This window comes from Streptomyces sp. SolWspMP-5a-2 (assembly GCF_900091845.1).
Classification (GTDB): domain Bacteria; phylum Actinomycetota; class Actinomycetes; order Streptomycetales; family Streptomycetaceae; genus Streptomyces; species Streptomyces doudnae.
In genome coordinates this window covers 29,519-47,628 of sequence record NZ_FMCI01000147.1, presented here as the reverse complement: position 1 = coordinate 47,628, position 18,110 = coordinate 29,519, and the positions used below count along the sequence as shown (strand labels likewise).

The window sequence follows — 18,110 nt, the reverse complement described above, 5'->3', positions numbered from 1 at the left end:
CCGTGACGATGAGCAGCTCCTTCTGGGTCATCGCCGCCGTGCTCGGCGTCGGCCTCGCCTACAAGCTCCCCGCCTTCCTGCGCGGCGGACGCAACCCGCTGGCCCGGCAGGTCGCCGGACTCCTGCTGGCCGCGTGCGCCGTGTTCTTCTTCGCCGCGCCCACCACGATCGCCCGGGTCAACGACATCACCGGCGTGCCGAATGTCGCCGGCCCCGTCGTCTACACCCTGCTGACCGGGTTCTGCGCCTCCTGCCTGCTGCTGATCGTGAAGTGGCGCGGCGGCACACCGGCGAGCGTGCGGCGCGCGACCTGGCTGGTGCACGGCAGCTACGGCACCGTCATCGTCCTGCTGTGGGTGTTCTTCGCGCTCGGCGAGCACCAGGTGGAGCGGACCCGCGACCTGGACACCTACTACGCGACCACCCCGTGGATGCGGGAGATGATCCTGCTCTACCTCCTCGGCCACACCGTCGCCGTCCTGGTCACCTCGGCCCTGCTCTGGTCCTGGGAGAGCCGGGTGCGGGGCCGCCGCTGGCTGCACCTGGGCGTCGTCCTGCTCAGCGTCGGCTACGCCCTGAACCTCGTCTTCGACGGCGTCAAACTGGTCGCCGTCGTGGCCCGTTGGGGCGGTCACGACCTCGACTGGCTCAGCACCACCGCGGCGCCGCCCGTCGCCGGGGTCGCGGGCCTGGTGATCGCCCTCGGCTTCATCCTGCCGCACGCCGGGGAGCACGCCTCCCACCAGCTCGCCGACCGCCGCGAGTACCGCGACCTGCGCCCCCTCGCCGACGCCCTGTGCGGGGTGCGGTCGGCGGCGTCGCCCGTCCCCATGGGCCGGTTCACCCGCCGCGGGGTGCGGCTGACCCAGCGCAGGACCGCGATCCGCGACGCCCTGCGCCAGCTCGAACCCCACCTCGACCCCACGGTCCTGGAGAGCGCCGTGCGCGGTCACCTCGCCGACGGCAAGACGACCGAGGAGGCGCGCGTGCTCGCGGAGGCAGAGGCCGTCGTGGCCGCCGCCGCCCTCGTCGCCGTCGGCCGCACCACCGGACGCGCCGCGCCGGGCGCCGCCCTCACCAGCACCCCCCTCACCCTCTCCCGCATCCTGCGCCGTCACCCCGACCTCGACGCTGCACGCCGGAACCGGACACCAGAAGGACGCGTCGCGTCATGACCGCATCAGCCCTGCCCCGCCGCGCCATCGTCATCGGCGGAGGTCTCGCCGCCATGCTCACGGCGCAGGCCCTCTCGACCCGCATCGAGGTCGTCGTCATCGAACGCGACACCCTCCCGGAGGGGCCGCTGCACCGCAAGAACCTGCCCCAGGCGCACCACGTGCACCACCTGTGGGCGGGCGGCGCCGAGGCCATCGAGACGATCCTGCCCGGCACCCTCAAGGCGCTCACCGCCGCGGGCGCCCGCCGCATCCCCCTGACCACGGGCATGGTCGCGCTCAGCCCCCAGGGCTGGTTCCGGCGCTGGGACGAGAGCCACTACACCATCGCCTGCCACCGCGACCTCCTCGACTGGGTCGTCCGCGACCAGGTGCTCAAGGCGGACGACGGCCGCGTCACGGTGATGCAGGGCACCGAGGTCCTCGGCCTCACCGGCAGCGCCGAGGAGGTCACCGGCGTGCACATCCGGCACGCCGACGGCAGCGAGGACACCCTCTCCGCCACCCTCGTCGTCGACGCGGGCGGCCGGGGCTCGCGCACCCCCCACTGGCTGGCCGACCTCGGGGCCCGGCCGCCCGCCACCCGCAGGGTCGACTCCGGGCTCGTCTACGCCAGCGTCCTCTGCCAGGAGCCGCCCGGACTCCCGGAGTCCTGGCCCATCATCAACATCCAGGCCGCGCCCCGCTCGGGCCGCCCCGGGCAGACCGGCGTCATCCTCCCCATCGAGAACGGCCGCTGGCTCGTCACCCTCTCCGGCACCCGCGGCGGCGAACCCACCGGCGACCTCGCCGAGTTCACCGAGTTCGCCCTCGGCCTGAGGCATCCGCTCATCGGCGAACTCCTGGGCAAGGCCACCCCCCTCGGCCCCGTCCACGTCACCCGCATGACGGCCAACCACCGCCACTACTACGAGCGTTCACGGCTCCCTGAGAACCTCCTCGTCGTCGGCGACGCCGTGGCCGCCTTCAACCCCCTGTACGGACACGGCATGTCGGTGGCCGCGCAGAGCGCCCTGACCCTCTACCGGGCGGTGCGGCGACACGGCTGCGACACCCCGGGCCTCCTGCGCCGCGTCCAGAAGGACATCGCGCGCCACGTCGACACCGCGTGGACCTTCGCCGTCGGCACGGACGTCCTCTACGACGGCGCCACCGAGGGCGGCCCCACCGCGTCGGAGCGGCTCTCCGCGCGCTTCGTCGACCGCCTCACCCGCACCGCCACCGGCTCGGGACGGATGGCCCGCGCGCTCACCGACGTGATGGTCCTCCAGAAGGGCCCGCAGCGCCTGCTGCGCCCGGCCGCGCTGGTCTCCGCGGCCAGGGGGCCGCTGAAGCCCCCGCTCACCGGCCCCCCGCTGAGCCCGGAGGAGCGCCGCGCGATCGACGACGCCTGACCCGGCCCGCGCCCCGCCCGGCGCCCCGGAAGGGAACCGACGCGGGTCGCGGGTGCCTCAGCGCACGTCGTACGTCAGATGGGTCGCGTTCGGCGTCGTGATCACGTCACGCTGGACCAGCGACAGCGGGGTCCCGGCCGTGAACAGCGGGGTCCCCGCGCCCAGCACGACCGGGGCCAGATGGAGCGACAGGACGTCGACGAGCCCGGCGGTGAGCGCCGCGCCGATCGTGGCGCCGCCGCCCATGAGCACCACGTCGAGATCCCGGCCCTCGCGCGCCGAGGCCGCCTCTGCCCGCTCGCGCGCGACGGCGACCGCGTCGCAGAGCCCGGTGGTCACGAACGTCCAGTCCAGGTCGGAGCGGCGGACGGACGGCGGCGGCGCGCCCGTCACGACGACGAAGGCGGGCCTGCCCACCTCGGCCGCGCCGTAGCCGGTCGATTCGTCCCAGCCGTGCGGACCGTCGACCAGGTCGAAGAGACGGCGGCCGAGGACGACGGCGCCCGAGCGCGCGGTGGCCCCGCGCAGCAGGCGCCGTTCGACCGGGTCGTCGGAGAACGCCCAGGCGTGCAGTGCCTCCCCGCCGGTGCCGAGCCCGTTCTCCGGGCCGGGATCGGGACCGGTGACGAAGCCGTCGAGCGAGAGGGAGATGTCGGCGATGATGCGAGTCATACCAGTACAGACCCCGCCCGCCGCCCCCACTCATCGCCGCGCGCGCAGGGACCCGCCCCCGCCCCGGGCGAGCACATCGACCGGATGCGCACGGCGCGCGGAGTTGCGGGCGGAGGAGGGGTGGTGTGACGGGGAGGGCGCGTCCCCGGGGCTCACGGGCCGGTACCGTCCGCCCCCGACCCTTCCGCGGCGGTGACCGCGTCAGCGATCCGCTGCCACGCGGCCTCCCCGCCGGGCAGCGGCCAGGCCCAGGTCGGTTCCACCGCGACGTCCAGCGCCGCCAGCCGACGGGCGAGCACCGGGCCCGCGAGGGCGGCGCCGTCCGGGACGGCCGGTCCGTGCAGCGCGCGAAGTACGCTGAAGCGCGCCAGTTCCCGGGTGTGGTCACCGACGGCTTCGTCGACCCGCGTCGACAGGTCGTCGCGGGCGAGCGTGCGGTGCACCCGCAGCAGCGGCGGCTCGACCGACTCGGCGATCGCCGCGGCGAGCCGCGCGTGCCCGTCCAGCACGAGATGGCAGTCCAGGCCGCTGACCCACCACAGCAGCACGGGCGGCAGGACGCCCTCGCGCGCCTGCCCGCGGTACGCCTTCACCCGGGTGTCGTCCGCGCCGGGCATCGGGCGCAGCGGGAAGACCTTCCACGCGCCGTGGTGCTCGAACCAGTCGATGCGGCCGTCCGGATGGCCCTCGATGAGCAGCGAGCCCCAGTAGTCGGCGTGCGAGGAGCCGGGCGGCCGCCACCTCGGGAACGGAGTGACGTGGGTGAGCAGCCACCGGCCGTCGTGCAGCGGTCCCGCGGGGCCGTCGAGCCACCGCGCGAACCGGTACGCCCACCGCACCGGGCTGCCCGCCACCGCGCGGGCGGTGTCGGCGCGCAGCGGCGGGACGACGGAGCGGTGGCCGCCGGTACGGCGGAACCGCACGCCCGCGTTGCCGTCGTCGACGGAGGCCAGCAGGACGGTCCTGCCCTGCTGGGAGATCAGCAGACAGGACCCGGCGACGGACACCCGCAGCCCCGGCAGGGGCCGCTCGCGCACCTCCAGGGCCAGCCCGGCGCCGCCGCCGTCGCTCCGGGTGACGCTGCTGATGTCCATGACACCGAACCTAGCCAACGCCCGACGCCGGACGGAAGCCCGGCCCGTCCGCCCCGGAGCACCGCGGCGGACGGGCCGGAAGGCCGCGCCTCGGCTACCTTGCGGGGGAGCAGGGATCGCAGCAGAGACGGGCCCGCTCGACGCAGACGGTGACCGAGTCGGCGTTGTTCGAGGGGTCGGGGTCGCGCTCGTTCGCGGTCGCGGTCGCGGTGTTGGTCACCGACCCGGCCCGGGTGGCCTTCGCGCGCAGGGCGAGGGTGGCGACGGCGTTCGCGGCGAGCCCGCCGACGGTCCACCGTCCGGTGACCGGGTCGTAGGCGCCGGTCGAGGGTTCCGCCGAGAGGAAGGCGAGCCCGTCCGGGAGGGCGTCGGCGACGACGGTCCCGGTGGCGGCGTTGGGCCCGGTGTTGCGGACGGTGACCCGGTAGGTGACCGTCTGGCCGACGCTCACCGTGGTGGCGTCGGCCGCCTTCACGACGGCGAGGTCGGCGGCGGGTCTGACCTCGGTGACCTCCTCGTTGGAGCGTGCGGTCAGGTGCTCGGCGGTCGGACCGAGCCGGTTCTCGTACTGGGCGGTGGCGGTGTTGACGAGGCGGGTGCCACCGGCGGAGCGGTCGATGGTGACCCGGTACTCGACCGTCGTACCGGCGGGCACCGTCTCGGTGTTGAGGAGGGAGCCGCCCTGGGTGGCGGTGGCGCCGTCGCCGAGCCGGAAGACGACGCTGTCGGTGGCCGCGTCGTAGGACGCCTGGTCGTCGCCGCCCCGGTCGGTCTTGGGGCCGGAGTTGGGGCCGGTCAGGACGCGTAACGACCCGGGCAGGTAGGTGGTTCCGGCCGGGATGCCGTCGGTGAGGACGAGGGCGTCGGCCGCGCCACCGCCCTCGTTGCGCGCGGTGATGCGGTAGGTGATGACGTCACCCACCTCCAACGGGCCCGCGGGGATGGCGGACTTGGTGAGCACGACGAGCGGGGCGGTGCCGAAGAAGACGCCGTCGAGGAAGTTGCCGATGCTCCGGTTGCCGCCCGCCGCGGACACGGAACGGAAGGCGAAGCGGGTGAGGTTCTGCCCCGCGGGGACGGTGTAGGTGCCGGTGTAGTAGCCCCAGGCGGTGTTCCCGTCGGTGAACTTCCGCTGCTCGACGGCCGATCCGGGGGCGCCGATGTCCAGCGCCATGGTGTCCTGCCCCTGGCGGCCCCGGTGGTACAGACGCCAGTAGAGCTTGGTGCCGGGGGTGGTCGGCAGGTCCTGGTACAGGGTGGCGACCTCGTTCGCGTTCAACTCGGCGAACTGGAGCCCCTCGGCGGAGGGCACGCCGTTGAAGCCGGTGTGCCACAGCTCGATCATGTGGTCCGAGGCGGTGGTGCGCCAGCCGGGGACGCGTTTGGGTGCCTGGGTCTGCGAGGAGTCGGGCAGGATCTCGTAGTTGGTGACGCCGGGTTGCTCGAAGCTGCCGTTGGCGAGTGCGACCCGCAGCGGTACGGACGGTGTGGACACGGTTCTCTCCCTTGGTCTCCGGCCCTGTTCGAGGACGCCGTCGCACGAGCGCACGGATGTGCGCCGTGGCGGGCTCGTGGCCGAGAGGAGCCGGGGCCGGCCGGGGGCAGCGTGCGCGCGAGGGAGTCTGCCCCGGCAAGGGCGCTGAGGAGGTGCGGCAGCGTGTCCGCCCTCATGTCGCTGGGCTCCTACTGAGAGTTGTTGCCTCCGGCGCGCGCGGCAACCATGGCCACGGAAGCACTGGTCCACCCCACACACCCCGGCGCACGACACAGGCGCGAGCGGAGACCGACGACGCCTCGGGGTCACTCGTGGGTGGAGTTTCGACCTGGGGATTGACCCGGCGGGGAGCGGGTCGGCGCACGGATGAGCGAACCGGGTGGAGAGCAGGGAACGGGCCCAAGGAGGTGCGCGGGGGAGTGCACGCGAGGATCGCCACGACGGGACCATCGACAACAAATCATGAATATTCATCATGCAACCATCGCTAAACGTCTTGATGATCACACTGTCTTCTACGGCTTGACTCTTTAATGTCCGTTTACTGGTGATTGACCTGGCGTTCTCCGATCGTGTTAGTTATCCCAGTCTTATGTGTGGGCAATGTGAGTGGGGTATGACGGGGATGTGGGCCCGAACGCGGGGCAGAGGCAGAGCTGTTGCGGCACTGCTGGGGGTGGCGCTGACCTTCGGGATCGTTCCCGATCTGACGGAGAGGGCTGTCGCCGAAGAGACCAGTGCGCCACGTGGCGCGCAACCGGCGACGGAGACCGCAGGCCGGTCCGAGGCCGAGGCGCTGGCCGAGGCGAAGCGGACCGGGGAGCCGGTCGAGGTGTCGTCCGCGCGCGGCGAGAGCCGTGAGGTCTTCGCGACCCCTGAAGGTGACTTGGAGGCGCGCGAGTACCTCCGCCCGGTCTGGACCCGGCAGGCAGGCGGCTGGGCACGCGTCGACACCGACCTGGTGGAGAGCGGCGAGGGCATGGTCGCCGCGAAGGCGTCGACGATCGGCGTGGAGTTCTCCGGCGGTGGTGGCACCGCGCCTCTGGTGCGGATCCACCGTGCCGGGCGGGAGCTCAGCCTCTCCTGGCCCGCGCGGCTGCCTCAGCCGCGCCTGGAGGGAGCGGTGGCGACGTATCCCTCGGTCCTGCCGGACGTCGACCTGCGGATGACGGCGCAGCCGGACGGGTTCAGCCAACTCCTCGTCGTCAAGTCAGCGCAGGCGGCGGCGAGTCCGGAACTGGCGGAGCTGCGCCTGAAGCTCTCCGCCGACGGCCTCGACGTCCAGGAGACGGACGAGGGCGGTCTGCGGGCGCTCGACGCGGGCGCCAAGGGCGCGGTGTTCGAGGCGCCCAAGCCGATGATGTGGGACTCCAGCCCCGGCGAGTCCTCGTCCGGGTCGGTCCGGTCGCGGTCGGCGTCAGCCACGGGGACGAGCGCGTCGGCGCAGTCCGGCGGGAACGGCGAGCCGGGGGCGGCCGAATCCGGGAAACTGGCACCGGTCCGGGTGGAAGTGCCGGCCGGCCAGGAGGAACTGGTGCTGACACCGGACGCCGACGTGCTGAAGGGCGACGACACCACGTACCCCGTCTACATCGACCCGCAGTGGTACTCGCCGCGCGCGTCGGCGTGGACGATGGCGTCCAAGTACTGGGCGTCGTCGCCGCAGTGGAAGTTCAACGGCGACGCGGACGCCGGGCTCGGCTACTGCAACTGGTCGTACTGCAACCCCTCGGACACCAAGCGCCTCTTCTACCGTGTCCCCGTGTCGGCATTCGCCGGGAAGTCGGTCCTGTCCGCCGAGTTCGTGGTGCGCAACACCTGGTCCGCCTCGTGCTCGGCGCGCTCGGTCGAGTTGTGGCAGACCAAGGCGATCTCCTCGTCGACGACTTGGAACAGCCAGAACGCCTCCGGTTTCTGGACCAAGCAGTTGGCGTCGCAGTCGTTTGCGTACGGCTACTCGGGATGCGCCGCCAAGGACGCCGAGTTCAACGTGAAGGCCGCGGTGCAGGCGGCTGCCGACGGCAGGGACTCCACGATGACGTTCGGGCTCCGGGCGGGGAGCGAGTCGGACGCCTACGGCTGGAAGCGCTTCTCGGACAAGGCGTATCTGCGGGTCAAATACAACCGGCCGCCGCCGCAGATCAAGATGTCGCAGCTCACCATGGAGTACGGCGGCATGTGCAAGAACCCGTCGGCCGCCGCGCGGGTGCGCAGTCTGGGCACGGTGCAGGCCACCAATGTCACCGACCCGGACACCGACAACGTCGCTGTGCACTTCCAGGCCAGTTGGGACGCGGGAGACGGCAAGGGAGTCATCGCCCGTTGGATGCCGGCCGTGACCCCGTTCAAGAAGTCTGGCTCGAGCTTCCAGATCAGCCTGCCTTCCACACTCCCGGAGAACAAGCAGATCTACTGGCAGGCCCGCAGCTACGACGGAGCCCAGTACTCGCCCTGGTCGTCGGCGGGCGACCCCACGGCGTGCTACTTCGTCTACGACAGGACGGTGCCGAAGGCCCCGACCATCACGTCGGGGGAGTATCCGGCCTCCGACCCCGGGAACCCGGACGACCCGTGGTTCGACGGCGTCGGCAAGTACGGGTCGTTCGCCATCAAGGCCGCTGACAGCGATGTGACCCAGTACCGGTTCGGTGTCAACGAAGATCCCATCTCGAAGAACACCCTCGGCACGAGCGCGGGTGCGGCCAGGACCGCCGCCGTGCTGCCCGCCACGGCAGGGGTCAACCACGTCACCGCTCAGGCGTTCGACAAGGCGGGCAACGGCAGCGAGATCCGGACCTACGAGTTCCGGGTCAAGGGCGGCCAGCCCGAGCGGGCGACCTGGCAGCTCGACGACGCCGCCGGGGCCACGTCGGCGAAAGGATCGACCCCTGAACGCACCGCCGAGTTGAAGGGCGGCGCGCAACCAGGAGTGGCGGGTGCCAAGGGAACCGCAGTCTCCTTCGACGGGGTCGACGACTACGCCGTGACCGACATCCCCACCGTCGACACCTCCACCGGCTTCTCGGTGTCGGCGTGGGCGAAGCTCTCGACCGTCCCCGGACACGCCGCGATCATCGCGGCCCAGCCCGGAAACCACGCACCCGGCTTCGAGCTGTACTACTCGAACACCTACGACCGCTGGGCGTTCAACCAGTACACCTCGGACACCGCCGGCGCCGGGCTGGTCAGGGCGATGCAGCCTTCGGCAGGCGGCGCCAAGGCGGGTGTCTGGACTCATCTGGTGGGCACGTTCAGCGCGACCAGCAAGGATCTGAAGCTCTATGTGAACGGGCAGTTGGCGGGCTCGGCCACCTACGACTCGCCCTGGGACGCGCGACGGGGTCTGCAACTGGGCGCAGGTTCCTACGGCGGTGTCCCCGGATCGTTCTTCCCCGGGGCCATCGACGAGGTGCAGGTCTTCGACAAGCCGGTCTCCGCGTCCGAGGTGACCGAGCTCTACGGCAAGAACCGGATCGCCTCGGGTCGTCCGGCACGCGCGATCTTCACTCTGGACGATCCGGTCGCCGACACCACGGGGCGCCCCACCACGACGATCACGGGCGCCGCTCAGGTACCGGACGCCACGCTCTCGGGCGGCCCCTCGTTCGGGGCGGCGGGCGTGGCAGGCACCGCGCTCAGCCTGGACGGCACCGATGACTACGCCACGACCGGACGGCCCCTGCTCAACAACCAGACCAGCTTCGCCGTCTCCGCCTGGGTGAAACTGCCGAAGACGAAGCCCGATCACGCGGCCATCGCCGTCACCCAGGCGGGTACCCACAAGCCGGGTCTCGAGCTGTACTACTCCAGCGCGTACGACCGCTGGGCCGTCAACCAGTACTCCGCCGACGCCACGGACGCGACGCCGATCCGCGCCATGCAGGCCGAGGGCGTGACAGCGTTCGGCGACACCTGGACCCACCTGGTGGGCGTGCACGACCCGGTCGTCGACAAGCTGGTCCTCTACGTCAACGGTGTCGAGGCCGGATCGACGGCGCTGAAGGCCAACTGGTACGCGGGCGGCGCGGTGCAGATCGGCGCCGGCAGTTACGACGGAAAGCCTTCGTCCTTCTTCCCCGGACAGATCGACGACGTGCGCCTCTTCGATCGCTCGGTCTCCGCGGACGAGGTGGTGCAACTGTTCCGGCAGCGCCCACTGGTCAAGAGCCGCTGGACGTTCGAGCAGACCGTCGGCACCGCTCCGGTCACGGTTCCCGACGCCGCCGGGACGGCGAACGCGCTGACGATGAGGACGGGTGCGCGCCCGTCGGACTCGGGTGTCATCGGCTCCGGCGCCATGGAACTCGACGGTGTCACCGGCTACGCCTCCGCGGCCTCCGTCCCCGTGGACACCTCGGGCAGCTTCACGATGACCGCCTGGGCACAGGCCGCTGCGATGCCGGACGGCGCCGTCGCGCTGACCAGCGCCGAGGGGGGCACACGGAGTGCCTTCACGGTGCGGTTCGTCCCCAACCTCAAGGACCCCGAGAACACGCCCGGACGCTGGCAGTTGACCGTGGCCGACGAGGACGCCACCGACGCCGAGGTGGTGCGGGTCGACAACGGGGATTTCTACGACGCACGTGACTGGAACCACCTGGCCCTGGTCTACGACGGCTTCGCCAAGCAGGTGCGTCTCTACGTCAACGGAGGCCTGGCCGAGGTGGCGTGCCCGGACGCCGACGGGGACGGCGCCGGCGACAACGACGCCTGCACCGATCTGGTGCCGTGGGCCGAGAACGCCCTGGCGTTCAAGGCCACCTCGCTCCAGATCGGCCGCACCGGCATCGGCACCGGCGCGGGCTCGTATTTCCCTGGCCTGGTCGACGATGTGTGGACCTTCCAGGGCGCTCTGACCGATACACAGGTGGAGAAACTGGCCGCCAGCTGGTTCGGCCTGCCGACCGAGATCCCGGGCGGCTGACCACGGGCAGCAGAGATGTGCGGCACGGGTCGGAACCGGTGCCGCACACCTCGCCCGTGGCCACGCCCGCGCCACCCCTTCCGTAAGAGATCCGTGCCCACGTCTTCGGACCGGGCGCCCGGTGAAGAGGAATGAGCATGTACGGCAAATCGCGATCGCGCCGTGCCGTCGTCCGGCGACGCAGAGTCGCCCTCGGTGTGTCGACGGCCCTGATCGCCACGCTGTTGCAGGCAGTGACGTTCGTGTCAGCACCCGTGGCGGGTGCCGCGGACCCAAGCCTTCCCGCGGCGGTCGACCCGGATCGACCAGTAGCTGTCGATACCGGAATCAAGGCCGAGCCGCGCAGGGTGACGAGGACCCCGCGGACACCGCAGACGGCTCCCGCGGCCGCGTGGCCCGAGACGGCCTCGGCCGTGGTGCGGCTCGATGAGCCCGAAGCCAGGGCCGGCGCTCCGGTGCAGGCCGACGGGCTGCCCCTGAAGCTGAACACTCCGGCGAAGCGGGTGCGGTCCGCCACCGGCGGCCATGTCGAGGCACGCGTGCTGAGCCGGGAGACGGCGCGCAGAGCGGGTGTCGACGGGCTGCTGGTCACGCTGGAGGCGCAGGAACCCGCCGCCGCGGGTGTGGTGGGGGCCACCGTCGACTACGCCTCGTTCGCTCAATCGTTCGGAGGGGCTTACGCGTCCCGCCTCACGCTTGTCTCGCTGCCCCCTTGCGTGCTCGACTCACCCACCGTGCCGAGGTGCCGCACCGCGACCCCCGTCCCGACCTCCAACGACACCGAGGCCAAGACGCTCACCGCGTCGTCCGTGAAGGTACGGGCCGGGGCCCCGACGGTGCTCGCCGCGGTCGCCGACGACACCGGCAAGACCGGTGACTTCAAGGCGACGCCGCTGGCCGCGTCGTCGACCTGGGACACCAACCTCAACAGCGGTGACTTCACCTGGTCGTACAGCTTTCCGGTGCCCAACGTGCCGGGGGAGTTCTCGCCCGCCGTCAGCCTGTCCTACTCCTCCGGGGCGATCGACGGCCGGACCGGCAACAGCAACAACCAGTCCTCGTGGGCCGGTGACGGATTCGACCTGTGGTCCGGCTACATCGAACGCCGGTACAAGCCGTGCGCCGACGACGGTCAGAAGGCCGACGACGGTGTGAACAAGCCGGGCGACCTGTGCTGGGGCTACGACAACGCCTACATAAGCCTCAACGGCAAGAGCGGCGAACTGGTCCAGGTGGCCAAGGACGAGTTCCGGCTCAAGCAGGACGACGGCACACGCATCGACCGCCTCAAGTCCAGCAACCGCGGAAGCTCCGACGCCGACGGGGAGTACTGGCGGGTCACCGATCCTCTGGGCAACCGCTACTACTTCGGCTACAACCGGCTGCCCGGCTGGACCGAGGGCAAGGAGACCACGGACTCCACCTGGAGCGTCCCTGTCTACGGCAACGACGCCGACGAGCCCTGCCACGCCAGCACCTTCGCCGCCTCCTGGTGCCAGCAGGCGTGGCGCTGGAACCTCGACTACTCGGTGGACACCCACAGCAACGCCGTCGCCTACTACTACAACACCGAGGACAACTCCTACGGTCGCAACCTCAAGGCCTCCGACAACACCCGCTACACCCGCGGTGGTTACCTCGACCGCATCGAGTACGGACTGAAGTCCTCGTCGATGTACGGCACCAAGGCCCTGGCGAAGGTCGGCTTCACCAGTTCGGAGCGGTGCATCGCGGACGGCGCCACTGACTGCTCGTCCATCACCAAGGACGCCCCCTACTGGTACGACACGCCCTGGGACATGAACTGCAACGCGGCCACCGACTGTGACCGCTCGCGCCTCTCCCCGACGTTCTGGACTCGCAAGCGGCTCACCGGCATCACCACTCAGGTCCTCAACGCCGGCAGCTACAGCACCGTCGACTCCTGGGCGCTGAGCCACCGTTGGGGTAAGGCGGACATCGACTACCAACTGCTCCTGGATTCCGTCCAGCAGACGGGCCACGCCGCCGCGACCCCGATCACCCTGCCGAAGACCACACTGGCCTACACCCAGTTGGAGAACAGGCTGGACAAGATCGGCGACGGATACGCGCCGTTCGTCAAGGCACGTTTGTCCAGCATCGCCGACGAACACGGCGGCCAGACGGACGTCACGTACTCGGCGCCCGCCTGCGCGGCCTCCAGTCCGCCGACGCCCGAGACCAACACCAGCCGCTGTTTCCCGCAGTTGGTAGGAGGCTCGGACACGCAAGATCCGGAACTGCACTGGTTCAACAAGTACGTCGTCACCTCTGTGACCTCGACGGACCGCACCGGCCACGCCCCCGACGGTGTCACCGCCTACGAGTACCTGGACGGAGCGGCCTGGCACTACGACGACGACAACGGCCTCGTCAAGGAGAAGAACAAGACCTGGTCACAGTGGCGCGGGTACGGCCACGTAAGGGTCAAGTCCGGGGGCCAGGGCGGCGGCACCGCTCTCAAGACGCAGGAGGACAGCTACTTCCTGCGTGGCATGGACGGTGACCGCAAGAACGCGGCGGGAGGCAGCAAGTCCGTCAGCATCTCCCTCGGAGCTGACGAGGGCGAGCCGATCACTGACCACGAATCGGCGGCCGGGTTCGCCTACAGGACCGAGACCTACTCCGCGCCGGGAGGCAAGGTCCTGGAGAAGACCGTCAAGCGGCCCTGGCACCACGAGACCGGCAGACGGGAACGTTCCTGGGGCACGGTCACCTCGAACTTCACGGGAGTCGCCGAGACGCGCACGCTGACCTCGCTCGACAACGGGGCAGGAGCCAAGTGGCGCGTGGCGTCGCAGGCCATGACGTACGACACCGTGGCGGGCCGCCTCATCAGGGTGGGCGACTACGGCGAGGCAGGCGTCGCCGACAACACCTGCACCCGGAACACCTACGCGACCAACACCGACGCCAACATCCTCGGCCTGCTCTCCCGCACGGAGACCGTGTCAGGTGACTGCTCGGACACCCCGGACCGCACCAAGGACGTCCTCTCCGACGAGCGCACGGCCTACGACGGCGGCGCCTACGAGGCGGCCCCCACCAAGGGCGACGCGACGGCAACGGCGAGGATCAGCAAGCACGACGGCACCACTGCCACCTACCTGGAGTCCGGCACCACGTACGACTCCTACGGCAGGATGTCGACCAGCACGGACCTGACCGCCGACGTCAGGGCGACCGAGGGCGGCGTCCCGGTACGCACCGCGCGCAAGGACGGCGTCACCACCAGCACGGTCTACAGTCCGGGCAGCGGGTTCCCGACCACGGTCACCACCACGGGTCCGCCTGCCAACGCCTCGGACGCGGCGAGTGCGCAGACGTCCACGACCACTCTCGAGCCGCTGCGCGGTCAGCACACAACCGAAAAGGACACCAACGGCAAGGTCACGACCTTCACCTTCGACGCCCTCGGCCGCAGCGACAAGATCTGGCTCGCCGACCGCAAGACCGGGCAGCTTCCGTCCTATGACTTCGACTACTTCATCAGCGACGACAAGCCGGTGGCCGTACGCACCCTGACCCTCAACAACAACGGTGCCCAGGTTCCCTCCTGGGTGCTCTACGACGGTCAACTGCGCACGCGGCAGACTCAGGACGTGGGGCCCGCCGGCGGCGTCCTCGTGACCGACACCTTCTACGACGAGCGCGGCCAGGTCGCCAAGACGTTCGCCCCTTACTACACCGCGGTGGCCCCCAGCCGCGAACTCCTGGCACCGCAGGACGCCCTGGGAGTCGAGACCCAGACCCGGCACAGCTACGACGGGCTCGGACGCGAGACCGAGACCAGAGACATCGCCGGGAACGGAGACGGTGGCACCGTCCTGGGGATAACGCAGAGCGTCTACGGCGGTGACCGGACCACGGTCATCCCGCCCGAGGGCGGCACCGCGACCACCACTCTGACCGACGTGCGCGGCCGGGTCACCGAACTGCGTCAGCACCACACCCGCAGCGCTTCGGCGGCCTACGACACCACCACCTACACCCACAGCCTCGACGGAAACCTGAAGAAGGTCACCGATCAGGCGGGCAACGTGTGGAGCTACGAGTACGACCTGCTGGGCCGCCAGATCCGCAGTGTTGATCCGGACAAGGGGGTGACGGACACCCGCTACGACGATCGCGGGCTCGTCACCACCACCAGTGACGCCAACGGTGCCGTTCTCCACCACTCCTACGATCAGCTCGGCCGCCCCACCCAACTGCGTGACGACAACGCCACGGGAAAGCTGCGGGCCGCCTGGACCTATGACACGGTGGACAAGGCCCAGGGCCAGTTGGCCTCCGCGACCCGGTACGTCGACGGCGCCGAGTACACCAGCAAGGTCACCCAGTACGACCAGCTCTACCGTGCTCTGCGTACCTCGGTCACCATCCCGGACACCGCCGAGAACAAGGGACTGGCCGGTACTTACCAGACGGGCACCAGCTACAAGCCCTCCGGTGTCGTCGCCGGAGTCTCCTACTCGGCGGCAGGCTCTCTGCCCGGCGGTTCCTACTCCTACAGCTACGACGACACTCTCCGGCCCGTCTCGCTCCTGGGGGACGGCTTCAAGGCCGACACCAGTTACTCCCTCACCGGCAAGCCGCTGTCGTACACCTATGCCTCAACCGCCTCCGGCGCGAAGAAGACACAGGTCACCAACACCTTCGAGTGGGGCACCCAACGGCTCGCCACCTCGCGTGTCGACCGTCAGGACGTCGCGGGTGTCGACCGCTCCAACACCTACCGCTACGACCAGGCCGGCAACGTCCTGTCCGTGTCGGACGTGTCCCGCACAGGAACCGACAACCAGTGCTTCGCCTACGACTACCTGCGACGGCTCACCGAGGCGTGGACCGAGGGCGACCCCACCTGCCAGAGCACCGCGTCGGCCACGGACGTCGGCGGCCCGGCGCCCTACTGGACCTCGTACACCTACGACAAGACCGGCAACCGCCAGACCGAGACTCTTCATGACCTGACAGGTCAGACGAGCAAGGACACCCGCCTCGACTACGCCTATCCGGTCTCCTCGACGCAGCCGCACACGCTGAAGGAGTCGATCCGGACCGGTCCCACGGGCACGGTGAAGACGAGCTACACCTATGACGCCACGGGGAACACCAAGACACGAACCATCTCCGGGGACACCCAGAAGCTGGACTGGGACGCCGAGGGGCACCTGACCGGGGTCACTCAGCCGGTCGCGGGCAAGGCGGACGAGGTCACCCGCTACCTGTACGGCGCTGACGGCGAGCGGCTCATGACCCGCGGACCGGAGGAGACCACCCTCTACCTCGGGCACACCGAACTCGTCCTGACCAAGGGCGCGACCAAGGCGAAGGCCACCCGCTACATCGATCTCGGCAGCGGTAACCAAGCGGTACAGACCGACGACGGCAAGGTCGCCGTCACCATCGCGGATCAGCTCGGCACGGGGCAGCTCGCGATCGGAGTGGCCGATCTGACCATGTCGCAGCGCCGCACGCTGCCGTTCGGAGGCAACAGGGGTGCGACCGGCGGTGCCTGGCCCGGGACCAAGGGGTTCGTGGGTGGCACGGACGAGACCGACAGCACGGGCTTGACCCACCTCGGGGCTCGTGAGTACGACTCCACCACGGGCCGCTTCCTCAGCGTCGATCCGGTCATGGATCTCACCGATCCGCAGCAGATCAACGGGTACACCTACAGCAACAACAGCCCGCTCAGCTTCTCGGACCCCACGGGGCTGCGTCCCATCAGCCTCCTCTGCGGAACGAGCGGTCGCTGCAGCGACGGTACGAAGGAAACCTTCAGCCAGAACAAGAAGACCGGTGGATACGACCACAACTATTCGAAGGTCAGCCATAGCAGCCGGAACGACGGCAGCACCGTCTTCACCACGACCGAGTACACGAACGGCGTAAAGAAATCCACGTCTAGGGTCACGGTAGGAAAGAACGGAGTTGTCCGCGGGGTTCCGGACGAGGGTGAAAACCACCTCATCACGCACGGCAAGGAACTCTTCCAGTTCTTCGTCTTCGACTACAAGCTTGCAGAGCAGTGCGTCGGTGGCTTGACCTCGGAATGCGGCTGGCTCGCTGCGGACGTACCATTCTTCAAGATCTTCAAGCTGTTCAAGTTCGGTAAGATCGAGAAACTCGAGAAGCTCGCAAAGGCATGCCAGTGCTTCCTCGCAGGCACCGGCGTCCTCATGGCGGACGGTCAGACCAAGAACATCGAGGACATCAAGGTCGGAGAAAAGGTCCTCGCGACCGATCCGAGAACAGGTGAGACGAGCGAACGTGAAGTCACTGCCACTATCATCACGGACAGTGACAAGAAGTTCACCGACCTGACGATCGCGACGCCGGACGGTGGGAAGCACCTCACGGCCACCTACGAGCATCCGTTCTGGGTCATCTCGAAGCAGGACTGGGTAGCCGCGGGCGACCTCGAACCGGGCATGACCCTGCGCACCGACGACGGCGCCGGCGTCAAGATCACGGCAACGAGGCAGTACACGGCGAGCGCACGGACGTACAACCTCACTGTCGAGGGGGTGCACATGTACTATGTGCTGGCGGGTGAGACTCCGGTCCTCGTGCACAATTCGAACGGCCTGTGTGGGCCGGGGTTCAGAACTGCATCACAAGCCGGGATTAGCCCGAACGATGCACGGCGTATTCAAAATGCCGCCGATAAGGCCGGGCAGCCGGTCATTGTAGTTGGAAGCCGCGCGAACGGAAGTGCTAACTCGGCATCAGACTGGGATTACATTTTGTCTGGCCCGTCGAGGTCTCGGCATAGTCAGCAGAGCTCCCTGCCAAGGGGGACCGGGGATGGCGAAGGAAGTGGTCGAGGGCGCGACTTCTGGCAGAACTACAATCCAAGTCGGCCAGACTACGCAGAATTGGACCCGAGTAAGCCCTATGTCATATTCGAGCCCCGGAGCCGGTGATCAATTGAAAGCGTCGGAGCGAATCATCAACGAGGTTGCCCAGGGTCTCCTTGGCTTGGAGCAGGGGGTGAGCTGGTTCTCTTCCCTGGAGCAGGTCGAGCAAAAGGCGGTGCTGCATGAAGTGGTTCGCTACTCCATGCAGGCCCACGCAACGGCGGAGGACGGCCGAGAGGGCGTTTTGCGATCCGGAGTGAAGCCGACAGCGAATCCCGCTGTTCTGATCGCCAGGGAACCGCTACTCCAGCAAATGGGAAAAATCATTAACCTTCCTCAAGCTGAGTACGCGAAGGCATTCCGCGTCCTCCTTTCCACTTTCGTCGTGGCGGATACGCGGCGGAGAGAGCTGGAGTGTCGAGGAAGTTGCAGCCACGCTTGGCATAACTTGACATAGGAGTGATCGACGGGC

Annotated in this window: 8 protein-coding genes; 5 read left to right on the top strand and 3 right to left on the bottom strand. The window is 69.5% G+C overall.

Annotated elements, in window-relative coordinates; all coding sequences use genetic code 11:
* Positions 1-8 precede the first annotated feature (8 nt).
* Positions 9-1,175 (top strand): MAB_1171c family putative transporter, encoded by a 1,167-nt coding sequence (locus GA0115242_RS14520; protein WP_093828382.1) that lies wholly within the window; start codon positions 9-11, stop codon positions 1,173-1,175.
* Positions 1,172-2,569: an FAD-dependent oxidoreductase gene (locus GA0115242_RS14515; protein WP_093828380.1), complete on the top strand. Its 1,398-nt coding sequence runs from the start codon at positions 1,172-1,174 to the stop codon at positions 2,567-2,569. Before GA0115242_RS14520 ends, GA0115242_RS14515 begins: the two co-directional genes overlap by 4 nt.
* Before the next feature lie 57 nt (positions 2,570-2,626).
* On the opposite strand, the gene GA0115242_RS14510 is transcribed toward GA0115242_RS14515, so the two are convergent.
* The 3 genes from GA0115242_RS14510 to GA0115242_RS14500 form a co-directional block, all read right to left on the bottom strand.
* Positions 2,627-3,241 (bottom strand): dihydrofolate reductase family protein, encoded by a 615-nt coding sequence (locus tag GA0115242_RS14510; protein ID WP_093828378.1) that lies wholly within the window; start codon positions 3,239-3,241, stop codon positions 2,627-2,629.
* 152 nt (positions 3,242-3,393) lie between these two features.
* Complete coding sequence (locus GA0115242_RS14505) at positions 3,394-4,335, bottom strand: hypothetical protein (protein WP_093828376.1); 942 nt, start codon at positions 4,333-4,335, stop codon at positions 3,394-3,396.
* Positions 4,336-4,429: 94 nt separating this feature from the next.
* A complete protein-coding gene (locus GA0115242_RS14500; protein WP_256089432.1) occupies positions 4,430-5,830 on the bottom strand; it encodes a DUF7507 domain-containing protein in 1,401 nt (466 codons plus the stop codon).
* A 616-nt stretch (positions 5,831-6,446) separates the two neighbouring features.
* Between GA0115242_RS14500 and GA0115242_RS14495 the strand changes: the two genes are divergently transcribed.
* The 3 genes from GA0115242_RS14495 (at position 6,447) to GA0115242_RS42465 (ending at position 18,095) form a co-directional block, all read left to right on the top strand.
* The gene (locus tag GA0115242_RS14495) at positions 6,447-10,754 is read left to right on the top strand and encodes a LamG-like jellyroll fold domain-containing protein (RefSeq protein WP_093828372.1); all 4,308 of its coding nucleotides are present in this window, start codon (positions 6,447-6,449) and stop codon (positions 10,752-10,754) included.
* A 137-nt stretch (positions 10,755-10,891) separates the two neighbouring features.
* Entirely contained in the window at positions 10,892-17,704 is a 6,813-nt protein-coding gene (locus tag GA0115242_RS14490; RefSeq protein WP_093828370.1) for a polymorphic toxin-type HINT domain-containing protein, read from the top strand.
* Complete coding sequence (locus GA0115242_RS42465) at positions 17,586-18,095, top strand: DUF5958 family protein (RefSeq protein WP_370672281.1); 510 nt, start codon at positions 17,586-17,588, stop codon at positions 18,093-18,095. Before GA0115242_RS14490 ends, GA0115242_RS42465 begins: the two co-directional genes overlap by 119 nt.
* Positions 18,096-18,110: the final 15 nt, after the last annotated feature.

Bases quoted from the DNA above. Each gene is read 5' to 3' on its own strand.
- GA0115242_RS14515 (WP_093828380.1), top strand. From the start codon at position 1,172: ATGACCGCATCAGCCCTGCCCCGCCGCGCCATCGTCATCGGCGGAGGT.
- GA0115242_RS42465 (WP_370672281.1), top strand. From the start codon at position 17,586: ATGGCGAAGGAAGTGGTCGAGGGCGCGACTTCTGGCAGAACTACAATC.
- GA0115242_RS14520 (WP_093828382.1), top strand. From the start codon at position 9: ATGAGCAGCTCCTTCTGGGTCATCGCCGCCGTGCTCGGCGTCGGCCTC.
- GA0115242_RS14510 (WP_093828378.1), bottom strand. From the start codon at position 3,241: ATGACTCGCATCATCGCCGACATCTCCCTCTCGCTCGACGGCTTCGTC.
- GA0115242_RS14495 (WP_093828372.1), top strand. From the start codon at position 6,447: ATGACGGGGATGTGGGCCCGAACGCGGGGCAGAGGCAGAGCTGTTGCG.
- GA0115242_RS14490 (WP_093828370.1), top strand. From the start codon at position 10,892: ATGTACGGCAAATCGCGATCGCGCCGTGCCGTCGTCCGGCGACGCAGA.
- GA0115242_RS14505 (WP_093828376.1), bottom strand. From the start codon at position 4,335: ATGGACATCAGCAGCGTCACCCGGAGCGACGGCGGCGGCGCCGGGCTG.